Genomic DNA, 19,774 nt, shown 5'->3' with positions numbered 1-19,774 from the left:
CAACCTTCGCCGTCTGGCGGGCGGCCGGCGGCCGGGCCGGAGCGGGGCGCAGACAGGAGCGGCGGCCCGAGGCGCCGGGCCGCGCGCCGCCGCGCCCTGCGCGGCGGGAGCGCCTTGATGAAGTAGGGAAAGTCTTACCGCGCTGCAATCGCTTCATGATCGTCTAGGGCGGTCGTCAAGCATCACCCGACGTCAAGCCTCGACTGAGCTGCGACGGTGTTCAGAGGGCGATGGGCTTGTACGCCATGGCTCGGTCGACGACCTTCTCGGCGGTGAGTGCGGGGTCGAAGTCCCAGAAGATGTAGTCCGAGATGTGTGGGCACCTCAGTCCACGCTCCAAGGCTGCCAGGAGCTCTAAGGCTTGCGCCTCGTCGGTTGTGTCGCCGGTCAGGAGGCGTTGGACGAGGGGTATTGCCTCGTCGCGGCTCATCCTTCGGCTGTGCTCGACGTTCATTGGACCGTGGTGAGGCGCTTGCCGTCGTGGCTGCGGACATGCGGGCCAGCACTGTCCAGGGCGTCCAGGAGGCGGATCGCGAAGACCTCGGACATGCGCTCTGTGACTTCTTCGGGCGTGAGCCAGTCGACGGCTGTGGACTCGTCGGAGGTGCGTTCGGTGCCGCCGGAGGGCTTGCAGCGGAAGACCAGGGCGACGATGCCGCGGGTGGTGTTCTTGTAGACCCCGGTGAGTTGGTCGACCTCGACGTGGATGCCGGTCTCTTCCCAGACCTCACGGCTGACGCCGGCCTCGGGCGTCTCGTCCAGTTCCAGGACGCCGCCGGGGAGTTCCCAAGTTCCGTTGTCTGCACGGCGGATCGCCAGGAGCCGGCCGTCTTCGCGCACTACGGCTCCGGCCACGGATACCGAGTGCAGCGCTGGCGTCGGTGCGGGCCCCTGCGATTTACTCATGTACAGGAGCATAGGAGGCTGAGAAGGACTATGGGAACCGCGGTAGGAGGGGAGAAGTCGGTGCCTCGGTACGTGGAGATCGCCGATGAGATCGTTCTGCAGATCCGGCAGGGTGTTCTCAAGCCTGGCGCCACGGTGCCGAGTGAGTCGGAACTGATGGACCGCTACGGCGTCTCCGGTGGCACGATCCGCAGGGCGATGACGGAGGTCCGCGCGAGCGGCCTGGTGGAGACGCGTCACGGCAAGGGCTCGACGGTCAAGGACCGCCCGCCGGTGCGGCATCGGTCGTCGGATCGCTTCCGTCGCTCGCTCCGTCGGGGTGGCAAGGCCGCGTATCTGGCCGAGTCCGAGCAGTCCGGTGCCGAGGCGAAGGTCAGCGTTCTCTACATCGGCCCTGTGGAGGCTCCCGAGGACATCGCGGAGCGGCTTGGTGTGGAGGCCGGCGCCAAGGTGCTGGCCCGGCGGCGGCTCTACTTCCGCAACGGCACCCCGGTCGAGACGGCTACCTCGTACCTGCCGTGGGACGTCGCGAAGGACATCCCCGAGCTGTTCGCCGAGAACCCGGGCGGCGGCGGCATCTACGCGAGACTGGAGGACCACGGGCACGAGTTCGCCGAGTACGTCGAGACCTTGCAGGCCCGGCCCGCCTCCAAGGCAGAGTCCTCAGAACTGGCACTCAGCCCCGGTGCGCCGGTGATCCACCTCATCCGGAACGCGGTCACCGTGGACGGCCGGGTCGTGGAGGCGTGCGACACGCTCATGGCCGCCGACCAGTTCGTTTTCACCTACCGCATCCCCGCCGTCGACTGACGCTCGCTCAACTCCGCCCAGCCCGCCGTGATTTCCTCTTCGCGGCGGGTTGACTCATGTATAGGAGTCGGGCACTCTTCTTCATGTCACTCCTATACATGAGTGACTGAGTCGAAGCCTCTATAGAGGAGTGATCTTCTGTGCGTCAGATCCCCGTCGACACCTCCGCCGCCACCGTGATGGTCGCCCAGCCGCCCCAGCCCAAGGTCCGCGACCGCCGCACGGGTGAGATCGCTACCGACGCCGAGACCGGCGCGACGATGATGACCGTGGACGTGATGTTCGCGGCGAACGGCGAGGTCGAGATCCTGTCGGTGACCGTCCCGGAGCCGGGCATCTCCGGTGACCTGGTGATGGGCACCCCGGTCGCGATCACCGGTCTGGTGGCCCGGCCGTGGGAGAACGAGTTCAACGGCCAGCGCCGCCACGGCATCAGCTTCCGCGCGGTCGCGGTTACCTCGCTCGCCGCCGGCACCGCGAAGGCGGCCTGAGCCATGACCCGCTTCACGGTCGCGCTGCTGCTGGTCGTCGCCACCGCGCTGATCCTGCGGTGGCGGCGCCCCGCCTGGTACTGGCTGACCTTCGGCGTCACCCTCGCCGTCCTGCGGGTCCTCGTCCGCTACACCACGGTCATAGAGGCGTGCGGGCTGACCGTGCCGCCGTCCCGCTGGCGCATGGCCCTCGCACGGGCCACCAACCGCCCCGCCCCCAACTCGCGGGCCCCACGCATCCTGCGGCTGCGCCCCACCCGTACCGGCCTGGTAGTGCGGTTAGGACTGCGCCCGGGACAGGACGCTTTCGACGTCGCCGCCTCGTGCGACCGGCTGCGGCACTCGTTCGGCATGTACGGCGTCACCTCGCGCGAGCTGCGCTCGGGCGTCGTTGAGCTGCGGATGACCGGATACGACGTCCTCAAGCGGGTGCAGATGCCCGCGAAGATCGACCGCACCCCGATGCGGGTCCCAGTCGCCCTGCGCGAAGACGGCTCCGTCCACTACCGCGACTACCGCACCGTTCCCCATGCCCTGACCCTCGGCGCCACCAAGTCCGGCAAGTCGGTGTACCAGCGCAACCTGGTCGCCGAACTGGCCGCGCAGGACGTCGCCCTGGTCGGGATCGACTGCAAGCAGGGTGTGGAGCTGTTCCCGCTGGCCCGCCGCTTCTCCGCCCTGGCCGACAACCCCGACACCGCCGCCGATCTCCTCGACGCCCTCATCGACCGCATGGAGGCCGTCTACCAGCTCATCCGCGCCGAACAGCGGATCACCGCCGACGTAGCGGATGCGGAGATCGCCGCCGACATCTGGGACCTGCCCGACCACCTGCGCCCAGTCCCGGTCGTGGTCCTGGTCGATGAGGTCGCCGAACTCGCCCTGTTCACCACCAAGGACGAAGAGAAGCGCCGCGACCGCATCATCACCGCCCTCGCCCGCCTTGCCCAGCTCGGCCGCGCCGCCGGCATCTACCTGGAAATCTGCGGACAGCGCTTCGGCTCCGAACTCGGCAAGGGCATCACCATGCTCCGTGCCCAGCTCACCGGCCGCACCGCCCACCGCGTCAACGACGAACCCTCCGCGAACATGGCCTTTGGCGACATCGCCCCCGACGCCGTCCTCGCCGCCATCCAAATCCGTCCCGACACCCCCGGCATCGCCGTGACCGGCGACTCCACCGGCGGCTGGGCCCGCATCCGCACCCCCCACACCACGCTGCGCCAGGCCGTCAACGCCTGCAACCGGCACGCCGAGAACACCCCCGACGTGCCCGAACTCGCACCCTTCCGGCCCGCCCTGGCCGTCCACCTCACCTCGGTAACGGCACCGGCCACCAAGACAACGGCCCCGGCCGCGGCCTGATCCCTCCCCGCCCCAACGGCCGGCGCGCCCGCCTCGCGCCACGTCCCTACCCCTCCCATGCCGAAAACCAGGAAGGAGACCGACGATGCCCAAGCTCCGCGTGGACGCCGTTCTCGTACAGGCCGTGATCGCCGGTGCCCTGTCCTTCGCCCACCTGCACGACCTCGCCGCCGCTGCCGGGCAGGACGGCTGGAAAGCCTGGGCCTACCCCATCAGCGTCGACCTGCTCCTCGTCGCCGCCTGGCGAAAGCTCCGTTCCCTCCGTCCCAGCGGTGAACCGGTGCGGGCTGCGTGGTTCTGGTTCGCCACGGCCCTGACCGCATCCCTAGGGGCGAACATCGCCACTGCCGGGCTGCTCGACCTGGACCACGTGCCCGACTGGCTGAGCATCCTCGTGGCCGGATGGCCCGCCCTGGCCTTCCTCGGCGGCACTCTCCTCGTCCACTCCCCAAGCCCCGCCCAAGAACGCCAGGAAGCCCCGGCCCCCGACGTGACCGAGGTGGCCAGCGTTGAACGAGCCCCTGAGCCCGCGCCGGTGCCGGAAGTCGTCGCCGCAGCCGAGCCCGTCCCGGCCCTGCCCGCCTCACAGCCTGCGTCTGCGCCGGCCGCTCCACCGGTCCCGGCCGCACTCGTCGCTCATGCCCGGAAGGTTGCGGACGACCACCACACCCGGACCGGCACCGCGATTGACACCGACACCTTGCGGGTCCGGCTCGGCGTCCCCGCTCAGCTGGCCGACGCCATCGCCGCCCATCTCACCTGACAGGAGAACACCGCAATGCGTCCGCACATCCGCGCCGCCCTGGAACGGTCCGCCGAACTCACCCGGAACCACCGCCTGGTGGACGCCATGCGCCTGGGCGAGGACGCGATCAACCAGGCCACCGACGACGAACACCCCGAGATCCGGCAGTGGCTCACCGACCACGCCGGCGACTTCACCGGACAGGAGGACTGACCCCGATGCCCGCCCGCGACTTCTTTCACTCCGTGATGCGGATCGGCCCCGTTCAGATCGGCACCCACCGCGACCGGCACGGCCAGACGAAGCACGCCGCGGTGTGCACCAACGACCGCTGCGGCTGGTCCGCCGACTACTCCAGCCAATCCGCCGCCCAGTTGGCCGCTCGCACCCACCGCTGTACGGCCCGATAGGAGACCCCGCCCGTGGACGTCCCGCTCTGGTTCGCCCTGATCATCGTCGGCTACCTCGGCTGCAAACTCATCCGCCCACCGCTCTGGCTCGTCCTGGTCCTGCTCCTGGGCGGCTACCTCATCGCCGACAGCCTCCTCGCCCCCGTCATCGACACCGTCATCAAGTAGGGAGACCCCTCATGCTTCGGCCGAAGATCCCCACCAACCCCACCCCGACCGGCGTCACCATCTCACTGCCCGTCGAGCCGACCGCCGTTGTGCCGTCCGCCCTGGCCCCGGCTCCCGCGCCTGTTCCGGCTGCTCCGGTGTCGTCCCGGCCCGTCGTCCAGCTCACCCCGGGCGCTCTGGTTGCGCTCGTCGGTGGCGGCACGGCGGTGGTGCTGGTCGTCGGCACGGTCCTGGTGTCGCTGCTCCTGGCGGTCGCCGTCACCGCCGCATCGGTGGCCGTCTGCGCCGTGGTCCTGCGCTCGATGCTCAACGGTCAGCACAAGCGCTGACCGGCCCCCGGGGCGGCCTCAACCGCCAAGTATCGCCCGTCCCGGGAGCCGTGTCCCTGCCCGAACCAGAGATCCGGAAGGAACCCCCATCATGACCCACCCCACACCGCCCCCGCCGCGGATCTGCCCGGCCTGCGACGGCTTCCCCGTCGTCGCCATCACCACCGGCACCCGCCTCCCGGACGGCACCCGCGCCACCCTCCGCGTCACCTGCCCTGCCTGCTCCGGCTCCGGCACGGCCCGGCCGGCCGCCGCCCCGGCTTCGGTGAAAGCGGGTGTGCCGTGCTGACCTACGTCGACTTCTTCTGCGGTGCGGGCGGCTCCTCCTCCGGCGCCGCCGCCGTACCCGGTGTCCGTCCGGTGCTGGCCGCGAACCACTGGGACAAGGCCATCGCCTCCCACGCCAAGAACTTCCCCGGGGCGGATCACTTCCTGGGCGACCTGCACGACGCCGACGTGGCCCGTTTCCCGGCCGCCGACCTGTTCTGGGCCTCCCCGGAGTGCCCGCAGTGGTCCAACGCCCGGGGCAAGCGACGCGACTTCGACGCCCAGCCCGACCTGTTCGGCGATACCCTCCCCGACGCCGCGACCGACCGCTCCCGCGCGCTGATGTGGGACGTCCCCCGCTACCTGGAAGCCTGCGCCGCACGAGGAAAGCCCGTCCTTGCGGGGGTGGTGGAGAACGTCATCGACGTGCGCGCCTGGTTCCGGTGGACCGAATGGGTCGCCGCTATCCGCGCCCTGGGCTACCGCACCCGGCTGATCGCACTGAACTCCATGCACGCCCGCCCGGCCGTTATGGCACCCGCGCCGCAGTCCCGCGACCGCCTCTACCTCGCCTACTGGCGCGCCGACCTGGGCCGTGACCCGGACTGGGACCGCTGGCTCCGCCCCACCGCCTGGTGCCCCCGGTGCGAGCAGACCGTCACGGCGGTGCAGTCGTTCAAGAACCCCCAGCGGGACATGGGCCGCTACCGCCAGCAGTACGTCTACCGCTGCCCCCGGGTAGCTTGCCGGAACTCGGTCGTGGAACCGGGCGTACTGCCAGCCGCGGTGGCGATCGACTGGACCCGCCCCGGCACCCCCATCGCCGACCGCCCCAAGGGCCTGTCCCCGAAGACCCTCGCCCGCATCCAAGCGGGCCTGGACCGCTACGCCCTCCCCGTCACCGTCCCGGCCGGCGGGACCTGGCGCACCGACCCCGCCCCGGTCACCGAACCGCTGCCGACCCGCACCACCCGGGAGAACGACGCCCTCGCGGTGCCGCCGCTGCTGGTGCCGGTGGAAGGCAGGGAAGGCAAGCAGGCAGCCCCGGCCGGCGACCCGCTGCGCACCCAGACCGCCCGCACCGAAACCGGCCTCGCCTGGCTGCCGTTCATCGCCGAACTGCGCGGCGGCTCCAGCGACGCCCGCCCCGTCACCGACGCCCTCGCCACCGTGACCGCCTCCGGCAACCACCACGGCCTGGTCACCGCCCCCGAACCCGTCCACTGGGACACCCTCCTCGTCCCCTACTACGGCACCGGCACCGCCCACACCGTCCGCGAGCCCGTCGGCACCCTCACCACCCGCGACCGCTACGCCCTGGTCAACGGCCCCGCCGTCGACCTGGACGCGGTGCTGTTCCGGATGCTGGAGCCCGACGAGATCGGCCGCGGTATGGCCTTCCCCGACACCTACACCGTCCTGGGCAACAAGCGGGAGAAGGTCCGCCAGTACGGCAACGCCGTCACACCCCCCGTCGCCGAAGTCCTCGTCTCCGCCCTCGTCGAAGCCATCACCGGCACCGTCCTGGAACGGGGCCGCGCATGACCGACACCGCCACCCCGGCGGGCCTGGACCCGACCACCCTCCGCGACCTGCTGAGGGTGGCCGGCGCCCCGGACTTCCACCGCTGGGAAGACCAGATCCACCGCACCGGCGGCTGCTCCGACCCCATCCACCTGACCGGCTGGACCCTCACCAAAGACAAGACCACCGGCGAGACCCTGCACCACTACAGCACCGAGAACGAACCCGGCGGACGCCTCCGCATCGCCTGCGGCAACCGCCGCGCCTCCCGCTGCCCGGCCTGCGCCTGGACCTACGCGGGCGACACCTACCACCTCATCCGCGCCGGCCTCGCCGGAGACCAGCGCCGCGACATCCCCGCCACCGTGCGCGAGCACCCCCGGGTCTTCGCCACCCTCACCGCCCCGTCCTTCGGCCGCGTGCACAACCGGCCCGACACCGGCCGCTGCCGCTGCGGCACCCAGCACCCGGCCGACGATTCCGCTTTGGGGACCGCGCTCAATCCCGTGTCGTACGACTACGCGGGGGCGGTGCTGTTCAACAACCATGCCGGGCAGCTGTGGCAGCGCTTCACCAACCGGCTCCGCCGCGAGATCGCCGCCCGCGCCGGCCTCACACAGCGGGCCATGGCAGAGGTCCTGCGGGTCTCCTTCGGCAAGGTCGCCGAGTTCCAAAAGCGCGGCGCCGTCCACTTCCACACCGTCATCCGCCTCGACGGCCCCGAAGGACCCGACACCGAGCCCCCGTCCTGGGCCACCGTGCAGCTGCTCACCGACGCCATCCGCACCGCCGCCCACCACGGCTACACAAGCGTCAGCGTCCCCGCCGCCGGCGACCAACCGGCCCGCACCTTCCGCTGGGGCACCCAGCTCGACGTCCGCCCCGTGAAGGCCTTCGGGGACGGCTCCGACATCACCGAACAGGCCGTCGCCTCCTACGTCGCCAAGTACGCCACCAAAGCAGCCGAGAACACCGGCACCCTCGACCGCCGCATCGGCGAACTCGCCGAACTCGACCGCCACGGCGTGCCCGACCATGCCCGCCGCCTCATCCAAGCCTGCCGCGACCTCGACGACCTCTACCCGGACCGGAGGCTGTGGGCCTGGGCGCACATGCTCGGCTTCCGCGGTCACTTCTCCACCAAATCCCGCGCCTACTCCACCACCCTCGGTGCCCTGCGCCAGGAACGCGCCGACTACCGCGCCGCCCAAGAACACGCGGATCTCGGCCTGGAGCCCGTCGAACCCGACACCGTTCTGGTCCTGGCCGACTGGCAATACGCCGGCCACGGTCACACCCCCGGCGAATCCGCCCTCGCCGCCACGATCGCCCGGGACCTCCAGCTCAACCGCGACACCGCACGAGAAGCCCTGCACGACCAACTCGCACTGGAAGGAGCCGCAGAGTGAAGGACGAATTGATGACCGTCCCGCAAATCCTTGCCGAGTTGGGAGGCGTCTCGCGTCGTACCTTTTACCGCTGGCGCGAACTGGGGCACGGTCCCGATGCCTTCAAGCTGCCCAATGGGGAGCTCCGAGTGTGGCGTAGTGACTTCATGGCGTGGCTGCGCCGGCTGGAGGGGACCGCCGCGTGAAGTCTCTCGACGTGAAGGTGTGGGCAGTTCGTAAGCGCAACACCAAGACACCGTCCTACAACGTGCGCTGGTCCGTGGGTGGCCAGGTTTTCTCCGATACGTTCCGGACCAAAGGCCTCGCCGAGAATTTTCGCTCCAAGATTCTGCGGGCCGCCCACGATGGCGAAGAGTTCGATGCTGGCAGCGGTCTCCCCGGGTCTATGGCTGAGAAGAAGCCCACGCTGACCTGGTACGACTTCGCGCTCAAGTACCTTGCTATGAAGTGGCCGCATGCTGCGCCGAACACGCGTGTCGGGATCAATGAATCCTTGGCTTCGGTCACCGTGGCGCTCCTGGACGATCGTCTCGGCCGGCCGCCGGAGGAACTGCTCCGCAAGGCTCTGCGGAACTGGGCTTTCGTCCTCCCGGGGCCGAATGATCGGGAACTACCTGCGGAGATCGTCAACGCCCTTCACTGGGTATCCAAGGCGTCTAGGCCGCTCGCGGATCTCGGTGACCCGGTGATCGGTCGTGCCGTGCTCGATTCCCTCAAGCTCAAATTGGACGGTACTGCCGCTGCTGCAGAGACGGTGCGTCGAAAGCGACGGACGCTCGTCAACGCCATGCATTACGCGGTCGACCTGGGCGTGTTTCCTGAGAATCCGCTCTCTGGCGTTCGGTGGCAAAAGCCCAAGGTTTCCAGCGAGGTAGATCCCCGGGTCGTCGCCAACCCTCACCAGGCGCGCGCCCTGCTGTGTTCCGTGTCGTACATCGGCGGCTACCGGCGTGCCCGCGGCCGGCGCCTGGTCGGCTTGTTCGCCGCGATGTACTTCGGGGGCCTGCGCCCGGCCGAAGCGGTCGGCCTCGCCGACACGGACCTCACCCTGCCCGCCACCGGATGGGGCTCCGCCCTGCTCCACCGCACCCGTCCCAGCGTCGGCAAGCAGTGGACCGACTCCGGGGAGAGCCACGACGACCGCGGGCTGAAGAACCGGCCGGCTGAGGACGTGCGGCGGGTGCCGCTTCCCCCGCAGCTGGTGGCCATCTTCCGGGAACACCTCGACATCTTCGGGACCGCCGGCGACGGGCGTCTGTTCTTCAGCGAGGGCGGGGGAGTGGTCTCCTCGTCCTCCTACTACCGCGCCTGGCAGGAGGCTCGGCTACTGGCGCTGCCGCCGGCCGTGGCTGTGTCGCCCCTCGCGCGCCGCCCGTACGACCTGCGGCACTCGGCTCTGTCGACCTGGCTGAACGCCGGCGTGGACGCCACCGAGGTTGCAGAACGGGCGGGCAACAGCGTGGAGGTGCTGCTGAGTCGGTACGCCAAGTGCATCGACGGCCGGCAGGAGGTTGCCAACCGCCGGATTGAGGACCTGCTGCGCGAGTACGAGTGACGCCCCGCGGACTTCTGCGATCCTGGCCCCTGGACCTGTCCGGGGGCCTTCGCCGTTTTTCGGGGGCTGAGCTGGGCCGATGGCTCAAGATCCTGTCCACGTACTGTCCACAGACCCCGTCCTACGCCCACTTTCGGCGGCACACGCCTGCGCATACGCAAAGACCCCGCACTCAGCGTCTTGGCTGGTGGCGGGGTCTTTTGGCACCTCGTGCGAGGTGCCCCCGGCAGGATTCGAACCTGCGCACACGGCTCCGGAGGCCGTTGCTCTATCCCCTGAGCTACGGGGGCGTGTCGTCCGCCTCGGCGGTGACGGGTGAAACCTTACCAGTACGCAGGGGGTGACCGTGTACAGGGTTTCCCGGGGCGTCGGGCCCGCGTCGGCCCCGCGCCCATCCGGCGTCAGGCCCGCGTCGGCACCCCCACCCCCCGTCCCCCGGTCCGGGGAAGAAGTGGGGAAAACGCGGACGCATCCCATGTCGCGCGCCTAGGCTTCGCTGTGTGCCGGGCGCGTCCGGCCGGGTGCTTGTGGTCGACGACAACAAGGTCATCCGGCAGTTGATCAGGGTCAATCTCGAGCTGGAGGGCTTCGAGGTCGTGACCGCGGCCGATGGTGTCGAGTGCCTGGACGTCGTGCACCGCGTGCGCCCGGATGTCGTCACCCTGGACGTCGTCATGCCGCGCCTGGACGGGATACGGACCGCGGCCCGCCTGCGTGCCGATCCGCGCACCCGCGAGGTCCGCATCGTCGTGATCAGCGCCTGCACCCAGGCCGAGGTCGAGAGCGGTGTCGCCGCCGGCGTGGACGCCTTCCTGAGCAAGCCGTTCGAGCCCGCCGACCTGGTACGTGTCGTCCGCGCCCTCGCCGCCGGCCCCGGCCGGACCGGAGAAGAGGAAGAGGCCCCCGCCGCCCGTCCCGGCAGCGCCTGACCGAAGGCGCCCGAAGGGTGAAACCGGTTCGCGTGGTCACCCCCCTCCTCGCCTAGGCTTGCCGACGTGACCCCCGCCGAGCTCTCCCGCACCGTGCTGAGCGCGGTGCGCCGTGCCGTCGAGGCCGGCGAGCTCCACCTCGCGGGGCCCGTCCCGGACCGGGTCGTCGTACGCCGGCCGCCCCGCCCCGGATGCGGGGACTGGGCCACCAACGTCGCCCTGCAACTGGCCCCCCTCACCGGGACCCCGCCCCCCGCCGTCGCCGACGTCATCCGCGGCCACCTCACCGCCCTCCCCGGCATCGCGCGGGTCGACGTCGCCCACCCCGGGTTCCTCAACATCACCCTCGAAGGGGAGTCCTACGACGCCCTCGTCGGCCTCGTCCGCGAGCAGGGCCCGCGCTACGGCATCGGGCACCACCCCATCCCCGCCCCCCAGGCACCGGACGCCGACGCCCGCGCCGCCGCCTTCGCCGCCGCCCTGTACCGGCTCCACGCCGCCACCGGCATCGCCCCGCCCGCCCGCCGCCCGCACCCCGTGCGCGAATCCGCGGACGACCTCCTGCGCACCCTCGGCCCCGACGCCACCGCCTGGGCCCTGCTGCGCCCGCCCGCCGAGGACGCCCCCCGCACCGGCCCCGCCGAGCACCTCGCGCAGCGCGAGGGCAACCCCCTGTTCCGGGTCCGGTACGCTCACGCCCGGGCCCGGGCCCTGCTGCGCAACGCCCATGATCTGGGCATCGGCCCCGGTGCGACCGAGGACCTCTGCCACCCCGCGGAGGCCGAACTGCTCGGCCTGATCGCCGACTTCCCCCGCACCGTGCAGGCCGCGGCCCGGCACGGCGCGCCGGACCGGCTGGCCCGGCACCTGGAGCACACCGCGGACGCCTTCCTCCGCTTCCACGACACGTGCCCCGCGCTGCCCAAGGGCGACGAGAAACCCTCGGCCGTTCACGGCACCCGGCTGGCCCTCGCCGACGCCGCCGGGACCGTGCTCGCCAACGGCCTGACCCTGCTCGGCATCAGCGCCCCCCGACACCTGTGACAGCAGAGAGCACCCGACGATGAGCCGATCCGCACACCCCGCAGGCCCCCGCTACGCCGATGTCCTCCCCGAGGGCCACTACGCCGCGCCGCCCGCCGACCTCAACGCCCTCGACCCGCGCGTGTGGGCCCGTACCGTCACCCGTGACGCCGACGGCGTCACCACCGTGGGCGGGCTGGACGTCCGGCAACTGGCCGAGGAGTTCGGCACCCCCGCCTACATCCTGGACGAGTCCGACTTCCGGGCCCGCTGCCGCGCCTGGCGCGAGGCCTTCGGCGACGGCGCCGACGTCTTCTACGCCGGCAAGGCCTTCCTGTCCCGCGCGGTGGTGCGCTGGCTGCACGAGGAGGGCCTGAACCTCGACGTCTGCTCCGGCGGCGAACTGGCGGTGGCCCTGTCGGCCGGCATGCCCGCCGAGCGCATCGCGCTGCACGGCAACAACAAGAGCGGCGAGGAGATCCACCAGGCCGTCGAGGCCGGGGTGGGGCGCATCGTGCTGGACTCGTTCCAGGAGATCGTCCGGGTCGCGGACGCCGCGCAGCGCCTGGGCCGGCGGCAGCCGGTGCAGATCCGCGTCACGGTCGGCGTGGAGGCGCACACCCACGAGTTCATCGCCACCGCCCACGAGGACCAGAAGTTCGGCTTCTCCCTCACCGGCGGCGACGCCGCCGAGGCGGTGCGCCGCGTGCTGCGCCTGGAGTCGCTGGAACTGGTCGGCATCCACTCCCACATCGGCTCGCAGATCTTCGACACATCAGGCTTCGAGGTGGCCGCGCACCGCGTGATCGGGCTGCTGAAGCAGATCCGCGACGAGCACGGTGTGGAGCTGCCCGAGATCGACCTCGGCGGCGGCCTCGGCATCGCGTACACCGCGGACGACGACCCGCGCGAGCCGTACGAGATCGCCAAGTCGCTGGGCGAGATCGTCGCCCGCGAGTGCCGGGCGGCGGAGCTGGCCGCGCCGCGGCTGTCGGTGGAGCCGGGCCGGGCGATCGTCGGTCCGACCGCGTTCACCCTCTACGAGGTGGGAACGATCAAGCCGCTGGAGGGGCTGCGCACATACGTCAGCGTGGACGGCGGCATGTCGGACAACATCCGCACGGCGCTGTACGACGCCGAGTACAGCGTCGCCCTGGTGTCGCGCAGCAGCGAGGCCGCGCCGATGCTGACGCGGGTCGTCGGCAAGCACTGCGAGTCCGGCGACATCGTCGTACGGGACGCCTTCCTCCCCGCCGACCTGGCCCCCGGCGACCTGCTGGCGGTGCCCGCGACCGGGGCGTACTGCCGCTCGATGGCGAGCAACTACAACCACGCGCTGCGGCCGCCGGTGGTGGCGGTCGGGGACGGCGCGGCCCGGGTGATCGTCCGGCGCGAGACGGAGGAGGACCTGCTCCGTCTCGACGTCGGCTGACGTGGAGTCCCGTACAGAAAGGGCCTGGTCTCGCGATCCGGACACGGCGTGGAATCTCCCGTCCGGTGCGTGAGACTGGGACCGTCCAAAGAGCTCGAAAGAGCCGAAAACGCGAAGCGAGGTCGGATGATGCGTACGCGTCCGCTGAAGGTGGCGCTGCTGGGCTGTGGAGTGGTCGGCTCCGAGGTGGCGCGCATCATGACGACGCACGCGGACGACCTCGCCGCGCGCATCGGGGCGCCGGTGGAGCTCGCGGGCATCGCGGTGCGCCGTCCGAACCGGGTGCGCGCGGGGGTGGCCCCGGGGCTGCTGACCACGGACGCGACCGCCCTGGTCAAACGCGGGGACATCGACGTGGTCATCGAGGTCATCGGCGGCATCGAGCCCGCCCGCTCGCTGATCACCACGGCCTTCGAGCACGGCGCGAGCGTGGTCTCCGCGAACAAGGCGCTGCTGGCCGCGGACGGCACGGCGCTGCACGCCGCGGCCGTCGAGGCGGGCGTCGACCTCTACTACGAGGCCGCGGTCGCCGGTGCCATCCCGCTGATCCGCCCGCTGCGCGAGTCGCTGGCCGGGGACCGGGTCGACCGGGTGCTGGGCATCGTCAACGGCACGACCAACTTCATCCTCGACAAGATGGACTCCACGGGCGCGGGCTACTCGGAGGCGCTGGACGAGGCCACCGCGCTGGGGTACGCCGAGGCCGACCCGACCGCCGACGTCGAGGGCTTCGACGCGGCCGCCAAGGCCGCGATCCTGGCGGGCATCGCCTTCCACACCCGGGTGACCATCGGCGACGTGCACCGCGAGGGCATCACCGAGGTCACCGCGGGCGACATCGCCTCGGCCAAGGAGATGGGCTGCACGGTCAAGCTGCTGGCGATCTGCGAGCGCAGCGCCGACGGCAGTTCGGTGACGGCCCGCGTGCATCCGGCGATGATCCCGCTGACCCACCCGCTGGCGAACGTGCGCGGTGCCTACAACGCGGTCTTCGTGGAGGCCGCGGCCGCCGGCCGGCTGATGTTCTACGGTCCCGGCGCGGGCGGTTCGCCGACGGCGTCGGCGGTGCTGGGCGACCTGGTGGCCACCTGCCGCAACAAGCTGGCGAACACCACGGGCCCGGGGGAGTCGGCGTACGCGCGGCTGACCGTGCGCCCGATGGACGACGTGGTCACGCGCTATCACATCAGCCTGGACGTGGCCGACAAGCCGGGTGTCCTGGCCCAGGTGGCCACGGTGTTCGCCGAGCACCAGGTGTCCATCGACACCGTCCGCCAGCAGGGCAGGGAGCAGGCCGGCACCGACGACGGCGGACGTCTCGCCGTCGACGGCGGTGAGGCGTCCCTCGTCGTCGTCACCCATCGCGCACCGGACGCCGCGCTCGCGGCCACCGTCGAGGCCCTGCGCAAACTCGACACCGTACGGGGCGTCGCCAGCATCATGCGCGTCGAAGGGGAGTGATCCAGCGATGAACGCAGTCTCGGCCGTCCGCGGCCCCGCCACCCACCAGTGGCGCGGCCTCATCGAGGAGTACCGGGAGCGCCTGCCGGTCAGCGCGCGGACCCCGGTGGTCACCCTGCTGGAGGGCGGCACACCGCTGGTGCCCGCCCAGGTGCTGTCGGAGCGCACGGGCTGCGAGGTGTACCTGAAGGTCGAGGGTGCCAACCCCACCGGTTCGTTCAAGGACCGCGGCATGACGATGGCCATCTCCAAGGCCAAGGAGGAGGGCGCGCAGGCGGTCATCTGCGCCTCCACGGGCAACACCTCCGCGTCGGCGGCCGCGTACGCGGTGCGCGCCGGCATGGTGTGTGCGGTGCTGGTGCCGCAGGGCAAGATCGCGCTGGGCAAGATGGGACAGGCGCTGGTGCACGGCGCGCGCATCCTCCAGGTGGACGGCAACTTCGACGACTGCCTCGACCTCGCGCGCGGACTGTCCGACAAGTACCCGGTGGCGCTGGTGAATTCGGTGAACCCGGTGCGCATCGAGGGCCAGAAGACCGCCGCGTTCGAGATCGTCGACGCGCTCGGCGACGCCCCCGACATCCATGTGCTGCCGGTGGGCAACGCGGGCAACATCACAGCCTATTGGAAGGGGTACCGCGAGTACTCCCGGGACGGGATCTCCACCCGCAACCCGCGGATGTGGGGTTTCCAGGCGCTGGGCGCGGCGCCGATCGTGCTGGGCCACCCGGTCCTGAAGCCGCAGACGATCGCCACCGCGATCCGGATCGGCAACCCGGCGTCCTGGCGGTACGCCGAGGAGGCGCGGGACGAATCCGGCGGCCTCATCGACTCGGTGACGGACCGTCAAATCCTGTCCGCGTACCGGCTGTTGGCCGCGCAGGAGGGCGTCTTCGTGGAGCCGGCCTCCGCCGCGAGCGTCGCGGGACTGCTCAAGGCGGCCGAGGAGGGCGGGGTCGACCCGGGCCAGCGCATCGTCTGCACCGTCACCGGCAACGGCCTGAAGGACCCGGGCTGGGCGGTGGAGGGCGCGCCGCAGCCGATCGTCGTCCCGGTCGACGCCGACGCGGCCGCCGACCGGCTCGGGCTGCTCTGACCCGCTCCGGCAGCAGGGGCGCACGGTCCCGCTCGCGACACGCATCACGCGCTGTCCGTGCGCCCTATGTCGCGGCAGAACCTTCCTTCGATAGGCTGGCTTCACACCGGCGCCACTGCACGCCGTTCCGGCCCATGCCAATGGCATCGTCCCCGAGCAGGGGACGGTCCTGGTACGGTCCCCCAAGTCCCCGCCCCCGTACGGCAACGATGCCCTCGTGCCGCGGGGCGGAACGCACTTGAAGCAAGGAGAGTCATCGAACGATGGCCGGACCCGCCTTCCGCGCCGCCGCCGTCCGAGTGCGCGTCCCCGCGACCAGCGCCAACCTCGGACCGGGCTTCGACGCCTTCGGCCTGGCCCTCGGGCTCTACGACGACGTCGTGGTCCGGGTGGCCGACTCCGGTCTGCACGTCGACATCGCCGGCGAGGGCGCGCAGACGCTCTCCCGCGACGAGAACCACCTGGTCGTACGGTCCCTGCGCACCGCCTTCGACCTGCTGGGCGGCCAGCCGCGCGGCCTGGAGGTCGTCTGCGCCAACCGCATCCCGCACGGCCGCGGCCTCGGCTCCTCCTCCGCCGCCATCTGCGCCGGCATCATGGCCGCCCGCGCGGTGACGATAGGCGGCCAGGAACGGCTCGACGACGCCGCCGTACTGGAGCTGGCCAACGAGATCGAGGGCCACCCCGACAATGTCGCCGCCTGTCTGCTCGGCGGCTTCACCCTCGCCTGGACGGAGGGCGGCTCCGCGCACGCGGTCCGGATGGACCCCGTGGAGTCGGTCGTTCCGGTGGTCTTCGTGCCGTCGCGGCCGGTGCTGACCGAGACCGCGCGGGGGCTGCTGCCGCGCACCGTTCCGCACGTGGACGCCGCGGCCAACGCGGGACGCGCCGCACTGCTCGTCGAGGCCCTGACCAGGCGCCCCGAGCTGCTGCTGCCCGCCACCGAGGACCGGCTGCACCAGGAGTACCGGACGCCGGCGATGCCCGAGAGCGTGGCGCTGGTGAACCTTCTGCGCGCGGAGAGCGTCCCTGCTGTCATCTCCGGTGCGGGACCGACGGTGCTCGCGCTGACGGCGGAGGACACCGCCGACAAGGTCTCCCTGCTCGCGGGGGAGGGGTGGGCGGCCCATCGCCTGACCCTCGACGCGGCGGGGGCGAGTGTGCTGCCACTCGCTGTGGGGCAGTGACACGATTGCCGGTCGAAGAGAGGGGGAATGTTTGGTGGATCGGGTAGTGTTAATCTCATTGCTGCACTCGCGGACTCAGGTACTCAACCACTGTTCCTGTTGTCCGGGTGCTCTGTGTCCCGCATCGGGACCGCCATTCTTCCGGGAGCCTCCCACACCGCATAGGCAGCCTGCCTGAGCAGTGCCGAGCACGCTCCGGAGTCGGCGCGGGTGACATTTCACCCGAGAGTGAACTCTCACCTCGCCGGAACTGTGTTTTGACTCGTTCCATTATTTCTCCGCCATCAGGCGGACCACCGCCCCGAATCCGGACAGTCATATGGACCGGATCCGGACAGCACAACCGGTCGCCGAGCCAGACAGGCCGACGTCCGCTCCAGGGAAGGACCCTTCGTGAGCGACACCACCGATCTGATGGGCGTACGCGCAGACAGCCCTGTCGCCGCGTCCGATGCTGCCGCGCCTGCCACCGGTGCTGCCACTGCCCCCGCCGCGCGGCGTCGCCGCGCGGGGACCGGTCTGGAGGGCATGGTTCTCGCCGAGCTGCAGCAGCTCGCCTCCGGTCTGGGCATCAAGGGCACCGCGCGGATGCGCAAGAGCCAGCTCATCGAGACCATCAAGGCCGCGCAGTCCGGCGGCCCCAAGGCCACTGCCGGCGAGGGCGCCGAGCCCGCCGCCGACAAGCCGAAGCGCCGCACCACCTCCCGCACCCGTACGGGTGAATCCGGTGAGGCCCCGGCCGCCACGGGCACCGAGCAGCCGAAGCAGATCGAGATCCCCGGCCAGCCGGCCGGCGAGAAGACCGCTCCCGCGGCCAGGGCGGAGCAGTCCGCGGAGGGCCGGGGCGAGGCGCGTGCCGAGGCCGCGGCCGACACGGCCGAGGGCCGTACCGGGGGCGACGCCAAGGGCGGCGAGGACCGCCGCGAGAGCCGTCGCGACCGCCAGCGCGACCGTCAGCGCGACCGCCGCAAGGGCGGCGAGGACGGCGGCGGCCAGCAGCAGCGTCAGCAGGGCGGTGGCGGCCAGCAGGGGCAGCAGCACCAGCAGCAGGGCGGCGGCCCGCAGGGCGGCGGCGCGCAGGACGACGACGAGTTCGACGGCAGCGGCCGCCGGCGCCGGGGCCGTTACCGCGACCGCCGCGGGCGCGGCGGCAACCGCCGCGAGGACTTCGCGAGCGAGCCGCAGGTCGCCGACGACGACGTCCTGATCCCCGTCGCGGGCATCCTGGACATCCTCGACAATTACGCGTTCATCCGGACCTCCGGCTACCTGCCCGGCCCGAACGACGTGTACGTCTCGCTGGCCCAGGTCCGCAAGAACGGCCTGCGCAAGGGCGACCACGTCACCGGCGCCGTCCGGCAGCCGAAGGACGGCGAGCGCCGCGAGAAGTTCAACGCGCTGGTACGCCTGGACTCGACCAACGGCATGGCCCCCGACTCCGGGCGCGGGCGGCCGGAGTTCAACAAGCTGACGCCGCTGTACCCGCAGGACCGGCTCCGCCTGGAGACCGACCCGGGCGTGCTGACGACCCGGATCATCGACCTCGTCGCGCCGATCGGCAAGGGCCAGCGCGGTCTGATCGTGGCCCCGCCGAAGACCGGCAAGACCATGATCATGCAGGCGATCGCCAACGCGATCACCCGCAACAACCCCGAGTGCCACCTGATGGTCGTCCTCGTCGACGAGCGTCCGGAAGAGGTCACCGACATGCAGCGGTCGGTGAAGGGCGAGGTCATCTCCTCGACCTTCGACCGCCCGGCCGAGGACCACACCACGGTCGCCGAGCTCGCCATCGAGCGGGCCAAGCGCCTGGTGGAGCTCGGTCACGACGTGGTGGTCCTGCTGGACTCCATCACCCGTCTGGGCCGCGCGTACAACCTCGCGGCGCCCGCCTCCGGCCGCATCCTGTCCGGTGGTGTCGACTCGACCGCGCTGTACCCGCCGAAGCGCTTCTTCGGCGCGGCGCGCAACATCGAGGACGGCGGCTCGCTGACCATCCTGGCCACCGCGCTGGTCGAGACCGGCTCGCGCATGGACGAGGTGATCTTCGAGGAGTTCAAGGGCACCGGCAACATGGAGCTCAAGCTCGACCGGAAGCTCGCCGACAAGCGGATCTTCCCGGCGGTCGACGTCGACCCGTCCGGTACCCGCAAGGAGGAGATCCTGCTCGCCCCCGACGAGCTGAGCATCGTCTGGAAGCTGCGCCGGGTGCTGCACGCGCTCGACTCGCAGCAGGCGATCGAGCTGCTGCTGGACAAGATGAAGCAGACCAAGTCCAACGCCGAGTTCCTGATGCAGATCGCGAAGACGACCCCGGGCACGAACAACGACTGACGTCCGGGCGAACCACGGGGCGGGTCCCGGCACTTGAGTGCCGGGACCCGCCCCTTTTCGCATACGCGGCGGCGGAACCCCCTCGCGCGCCCGCGGCATCCGGGTGACCTCCGGGGACCGGCGCGGGCGCCGGGTGAGGGCCGACCGTGTGGCTCTGGGACCACGGGTCCCGGCGCGTCCTGCGACAGGGCGTACCGGGACCCGCTGTCATGGCTGGGTGCACGATCGCCAGGAACCCCGAGCCGTCCCCGGACGTCTCCCAAGGGGGGACATTTCGTCCCATGACCGATGACCACGACCACGGGGGGCACCCGAAGCCACGACGAGCCGACG

The 19,774-nt window shown here is 71.3% G+C and carries 22 protein-coding genes and 1 tRNA gene; 20 read left to right on the top strand and 3 right to left on the bottom strand.

Going from position 1 to position 19,774, the window contains the following annotated elements; genetic code table 11:
• Positions 1-220 precede the first annotated feature (220 nt).
• Together ABZ883_RS25780 and ABZ883_RS25775 are read right to left on the bottom strand one after the other, a co-directional pair.
• Positions 221-454, bottom strand: coding sequence for an e9imm peptide (locus tag ABZ883_RS25780; RefSeq protein ID WP_360909930.1), 234 nt, complete (start codon positions 452-454; stop codon positions 221-223).
• Positions 451-918, bottom strand: a complete 468-nt coding sequence (locus ABZ883_RS25775) for an NUDIX domain-containing protein (protein ID WP_360909928.1) — start codon at positions 916-918, stop codon at positions 451-453. The genes ABZ883_RS25780 and ABZ883_RS25775 overlap by 4 nt, the downstream gene beginning before the upstream one ends.
• A gap of 18 nt (positions 919-936) precedes the next feature.
• Here ABZ883_RS25775 and ABZ883_RS25770 point away from each other — a divergent pair, with 18 nt between their 5' ends.
• The 13 genes from ABZ883_RS25770 (at position 937) to ABZ883_RS25710 (ending at position 9,979) form a co-directional block, all read left to right on the top strand.
• On the top strand, positions 937-1,716 hold the full coding sequence (locus ABZ883_RS25770) for a GntR family transcriptional regulator (protein WP_360909926.1): 780 nt from the start codon (positions 937-939) through the stop codon (positions 1,714-1,716).
• A 140-nt stretch (positions 1,717-1,856) separates the two neighbouring features.
• Complete coding sequence (locus tag ABZ883_RS25765; RefSeq protein ID WP_360909924.1) at positions 1,857-2,207, top strand: hypothetical protein; 351 nt, start codon at positions 1,857-1,859, stop codon at positions 2,205-2,207.
• Positions 2,208-2,210: 3 nt separating this feature from the next.
• The gene (locus ABZ883_RS25760) at positions 2,211-3,572 is read left to right on the top strand and encodes an FtsK/SpoIIIE domain-containing protein (RefSeq protein WP_360909922.1); all 1,362 of its coding nucleotides are present in this window, start codon (positions 2,211-2,213) and stop codon (positions 3,570-3,572) included.
• Positions 3,573-3,657: 85 nt separating this feature from the next.
• Positions 3,658-4,335: a DUF2637 domain-containing protein gene (locus ABZ883_RS25755; protein ID WP_360909920.1), complete on the top strand. Its 678-nt coding sequence runs from the start codon at positions 3,658-3,660 to the stop codon at positions 4,333-4,335.
• 15 nt (positions 4,336-4,350) lie between these two features.
• Positions 4,351-4,530: a hypothetical protein gene (locus tag ABZ883_RS25750; RefSeq protein ID WP_360909918.1), complete on the top strand. Its 180-nt coding sequence runs from the start codon at positions 4,351-4,353 to the stop codon at positions 4,528-4,530.
• A 5-nt stretch (positions 4,531-4,535) separates the two neighbouring features.
• Positions 4,536-4,727: a mobile element transfer protein gene (locus ABZ883_RS25745; RefSeq protein ID WP_319159126.1), complete on the top strand. Its 192-nt coding sequence runs from the start codon at positions 4,536-4,538 to the stop codon at positions 4,725-4,727.
• Between the two features lie 12 nt (positions 4,728-4,739).
• Positions 4,740-4,895, top strand: coding sequence for a hypothetical protein (locus tag ABZ883_RS25740; RefSeq protein WP_360909916.1), 156 nt, complete (start codon positions 4,740-4,742; stop codon positions 4,893-4,895).
• A gap of 11 nt (positions 4,896-4,906) precedes the next feature.
• Complete coding sequence (locus tag ABZ883_RS25735) at positions 4,907-5,224, top strand: SpdD-like protein (RefSeq protein WP_360909914.1); 318 nt, start codon at positions 4,907-4,909, stop codon at positions 5,222-5,224.
• A 91-nt stretch (positions 5,225-5,315) separates the two neighbouring features.
• Positions 5,316-5,513, top strand: a complete 198-nt coding sequence (locus ABZ883_RS25730) for a hypothetical protein (protein WP_360909913.1) — start codon at positions 5,316-5,318, stop codon at positions 5,511-5,513.
• Positions 5,507-7,036: a DNA cytosine methyltransferase gene (locus tag ABZ883_RS25725; protein WP_360909911.1), complete on the top strand. Its 1,530-nt coding sequence runs from the start codon at positions 5,507-5,509 to the stop codon at positions 7,034-7,036. Before ABZ883_RS25730 ends, ABZ883_RS25725 begins: the two co-directional genes overlap by 7 nt.
• A complete protein-coding gene (gene repSA, locus ABZ883_RS25720) occupies positions 7,033-8,424 on the top strand; it encodes a replication initiator protein RepSA (RefSeq protein WP_360909909.1) in 1,392 nt (463 codons plus the stop codon). Before ABZ883_RS25725 ends, repSA begins: the two co-directional genes overlap by 4 nt.
• A gap of 11 nt (positions 8,425-8,435) precedes the next feature.
• On the top strand, positions 8,436-8,609 hold the full coding sequence (locus tag ABZ883_RS25715; protein ID WP_360909964.1) for a helix-turn-helix domain-containing protein: 174 nt from the start codon (positions 8,436-8,438) through the stop codon (positions 8,607-8,609).
• Complete coding sequence (locus tag ABZ883_RS25710; RefSeq protein WP_360909907.1) at positions 8,606-9,979, top strand: site-specific integrase; 1,374 nt, start codon at positions 8,606-8,608, stop codon at positions 9,977-9,979. The genes ABZ883_RS25715 and ABZ883_RS25710 overlap by 4 nt, the downstream gene beginning before the upstream one ends.
• 218 nt (positions 9,980-10,197) lie before the next feature.
• On the opposite strand, the gene ABZ883_RS25705 is transcribed toward ABZ883_RS25710, so the two are convergent.
• Positions 10,198-10,269 (bottom strand) — tRNA-Arg (locus ABZ883_RS25705).
• 180 nt (positions 10,270-10,449) lie between these two features.
• Between ABZ883_RS25705 and ABZ883_RS25700 the strand changes: the two genes are divergently transcribed.
• The 7 genes from ABZ883_RS25700 to rho all read left to right on the top strand — a co-directional run bounded on the left by ABZ883_RS25700 (position 10,450) and on the right by rho (position 19,441).
• Entirely contained in the window at positions 10,450-10,908 is a 459-nt protein-coding gene (locus ABZ883_RS25700; RefSeq protein ID WP_360909962.1) for a response regulator, read from the top strand.
• Between the two features lie 66 nt (positions 10,909-10,974).
• Positions 10,975-11,952, top strand: a complete 978-nt coding sequence (gene nrtL / locus ABZ883_RS25695; protein WP_360909905.1) for an ArgS-related anticodon-binding protein NrtL — start codon at positions 10,975-10,977, stop codon at positions 11,950-11,952.
• Between the two features lie 19 nt (positions 11,953-11,971).
• Positions 11,972-13,363, top strand: coding sequence for a diaminopimelate decarboxylase (gene lysA / locus ABZ883_RS25690; protein WP_360909903.1), 1,392 nt, complete (start codon positions 11,972-11,974; stop codon positions 13,361-13,363).
• 126 nt (positions 13,364-13,489) lie between these two features.
• Positions 13,490-14,824, top strand: a complete 1,335-nt coding sequence (locus ABZ883_RS25685; protein ID WP_360909901.1) for a homoserine dehydrogenase — start codon at positions 13,490-13,492, stop codon at positions 14,822-14,824.
• A 7-nt stretch (positions 14,825-14,831) separates the two neighbouring features.
• Entirely contained in the window at positions 14,832-15,920 is a 1,089-nt protein-coding gene (thrC, locus tag ABZ883_RS25680) for a threonine synthase (protein ID WP_360909899.1), read from the top strand.
• A 263-nt stretch (positions 15,921-16,183) separates the two neighbouring features.
• The gene (gene thrB, locus ABZ883_RS25675; RefSeq protein ID WP_360909897.1) at positions 16,184-17,107 is read left to right on the top strand and encodes a homoserine kinase; all 924 of its coding nucleotides are present in this window, start codon (positions 16,184-16,186) and stop codon (positions 17,105-17,107) included.
• A gap of 393 nt (positions 17,108-17,500) precedes the next feature.
• Positions 17,501-19,441 (top strand): transcription termination factor Rho, encoded by a 1,941-nt coding sequence (gene rho, locus ABZ883_RS25670; protein WP_360909895.1) that lies wholly within the window; start codon positions 17,501-17,503, stop codon positions 19,439-19,441.
• Positions 19,442-19,774 lie beyond the last annotated feature (333 nt).

Origin of the sequence: Streptomyces sp. NPDC046977, from assembly GCF_040644455.1 — a bacterium.
Lineage (GTDB): Bacteria > Actinomycetota > Actinomycetes > Streptomycetales > Streptomycetaceae > Actinacidiphila.
This window is presented reverse-complemented; position numbering and strand designations above follow the sequence as displayed.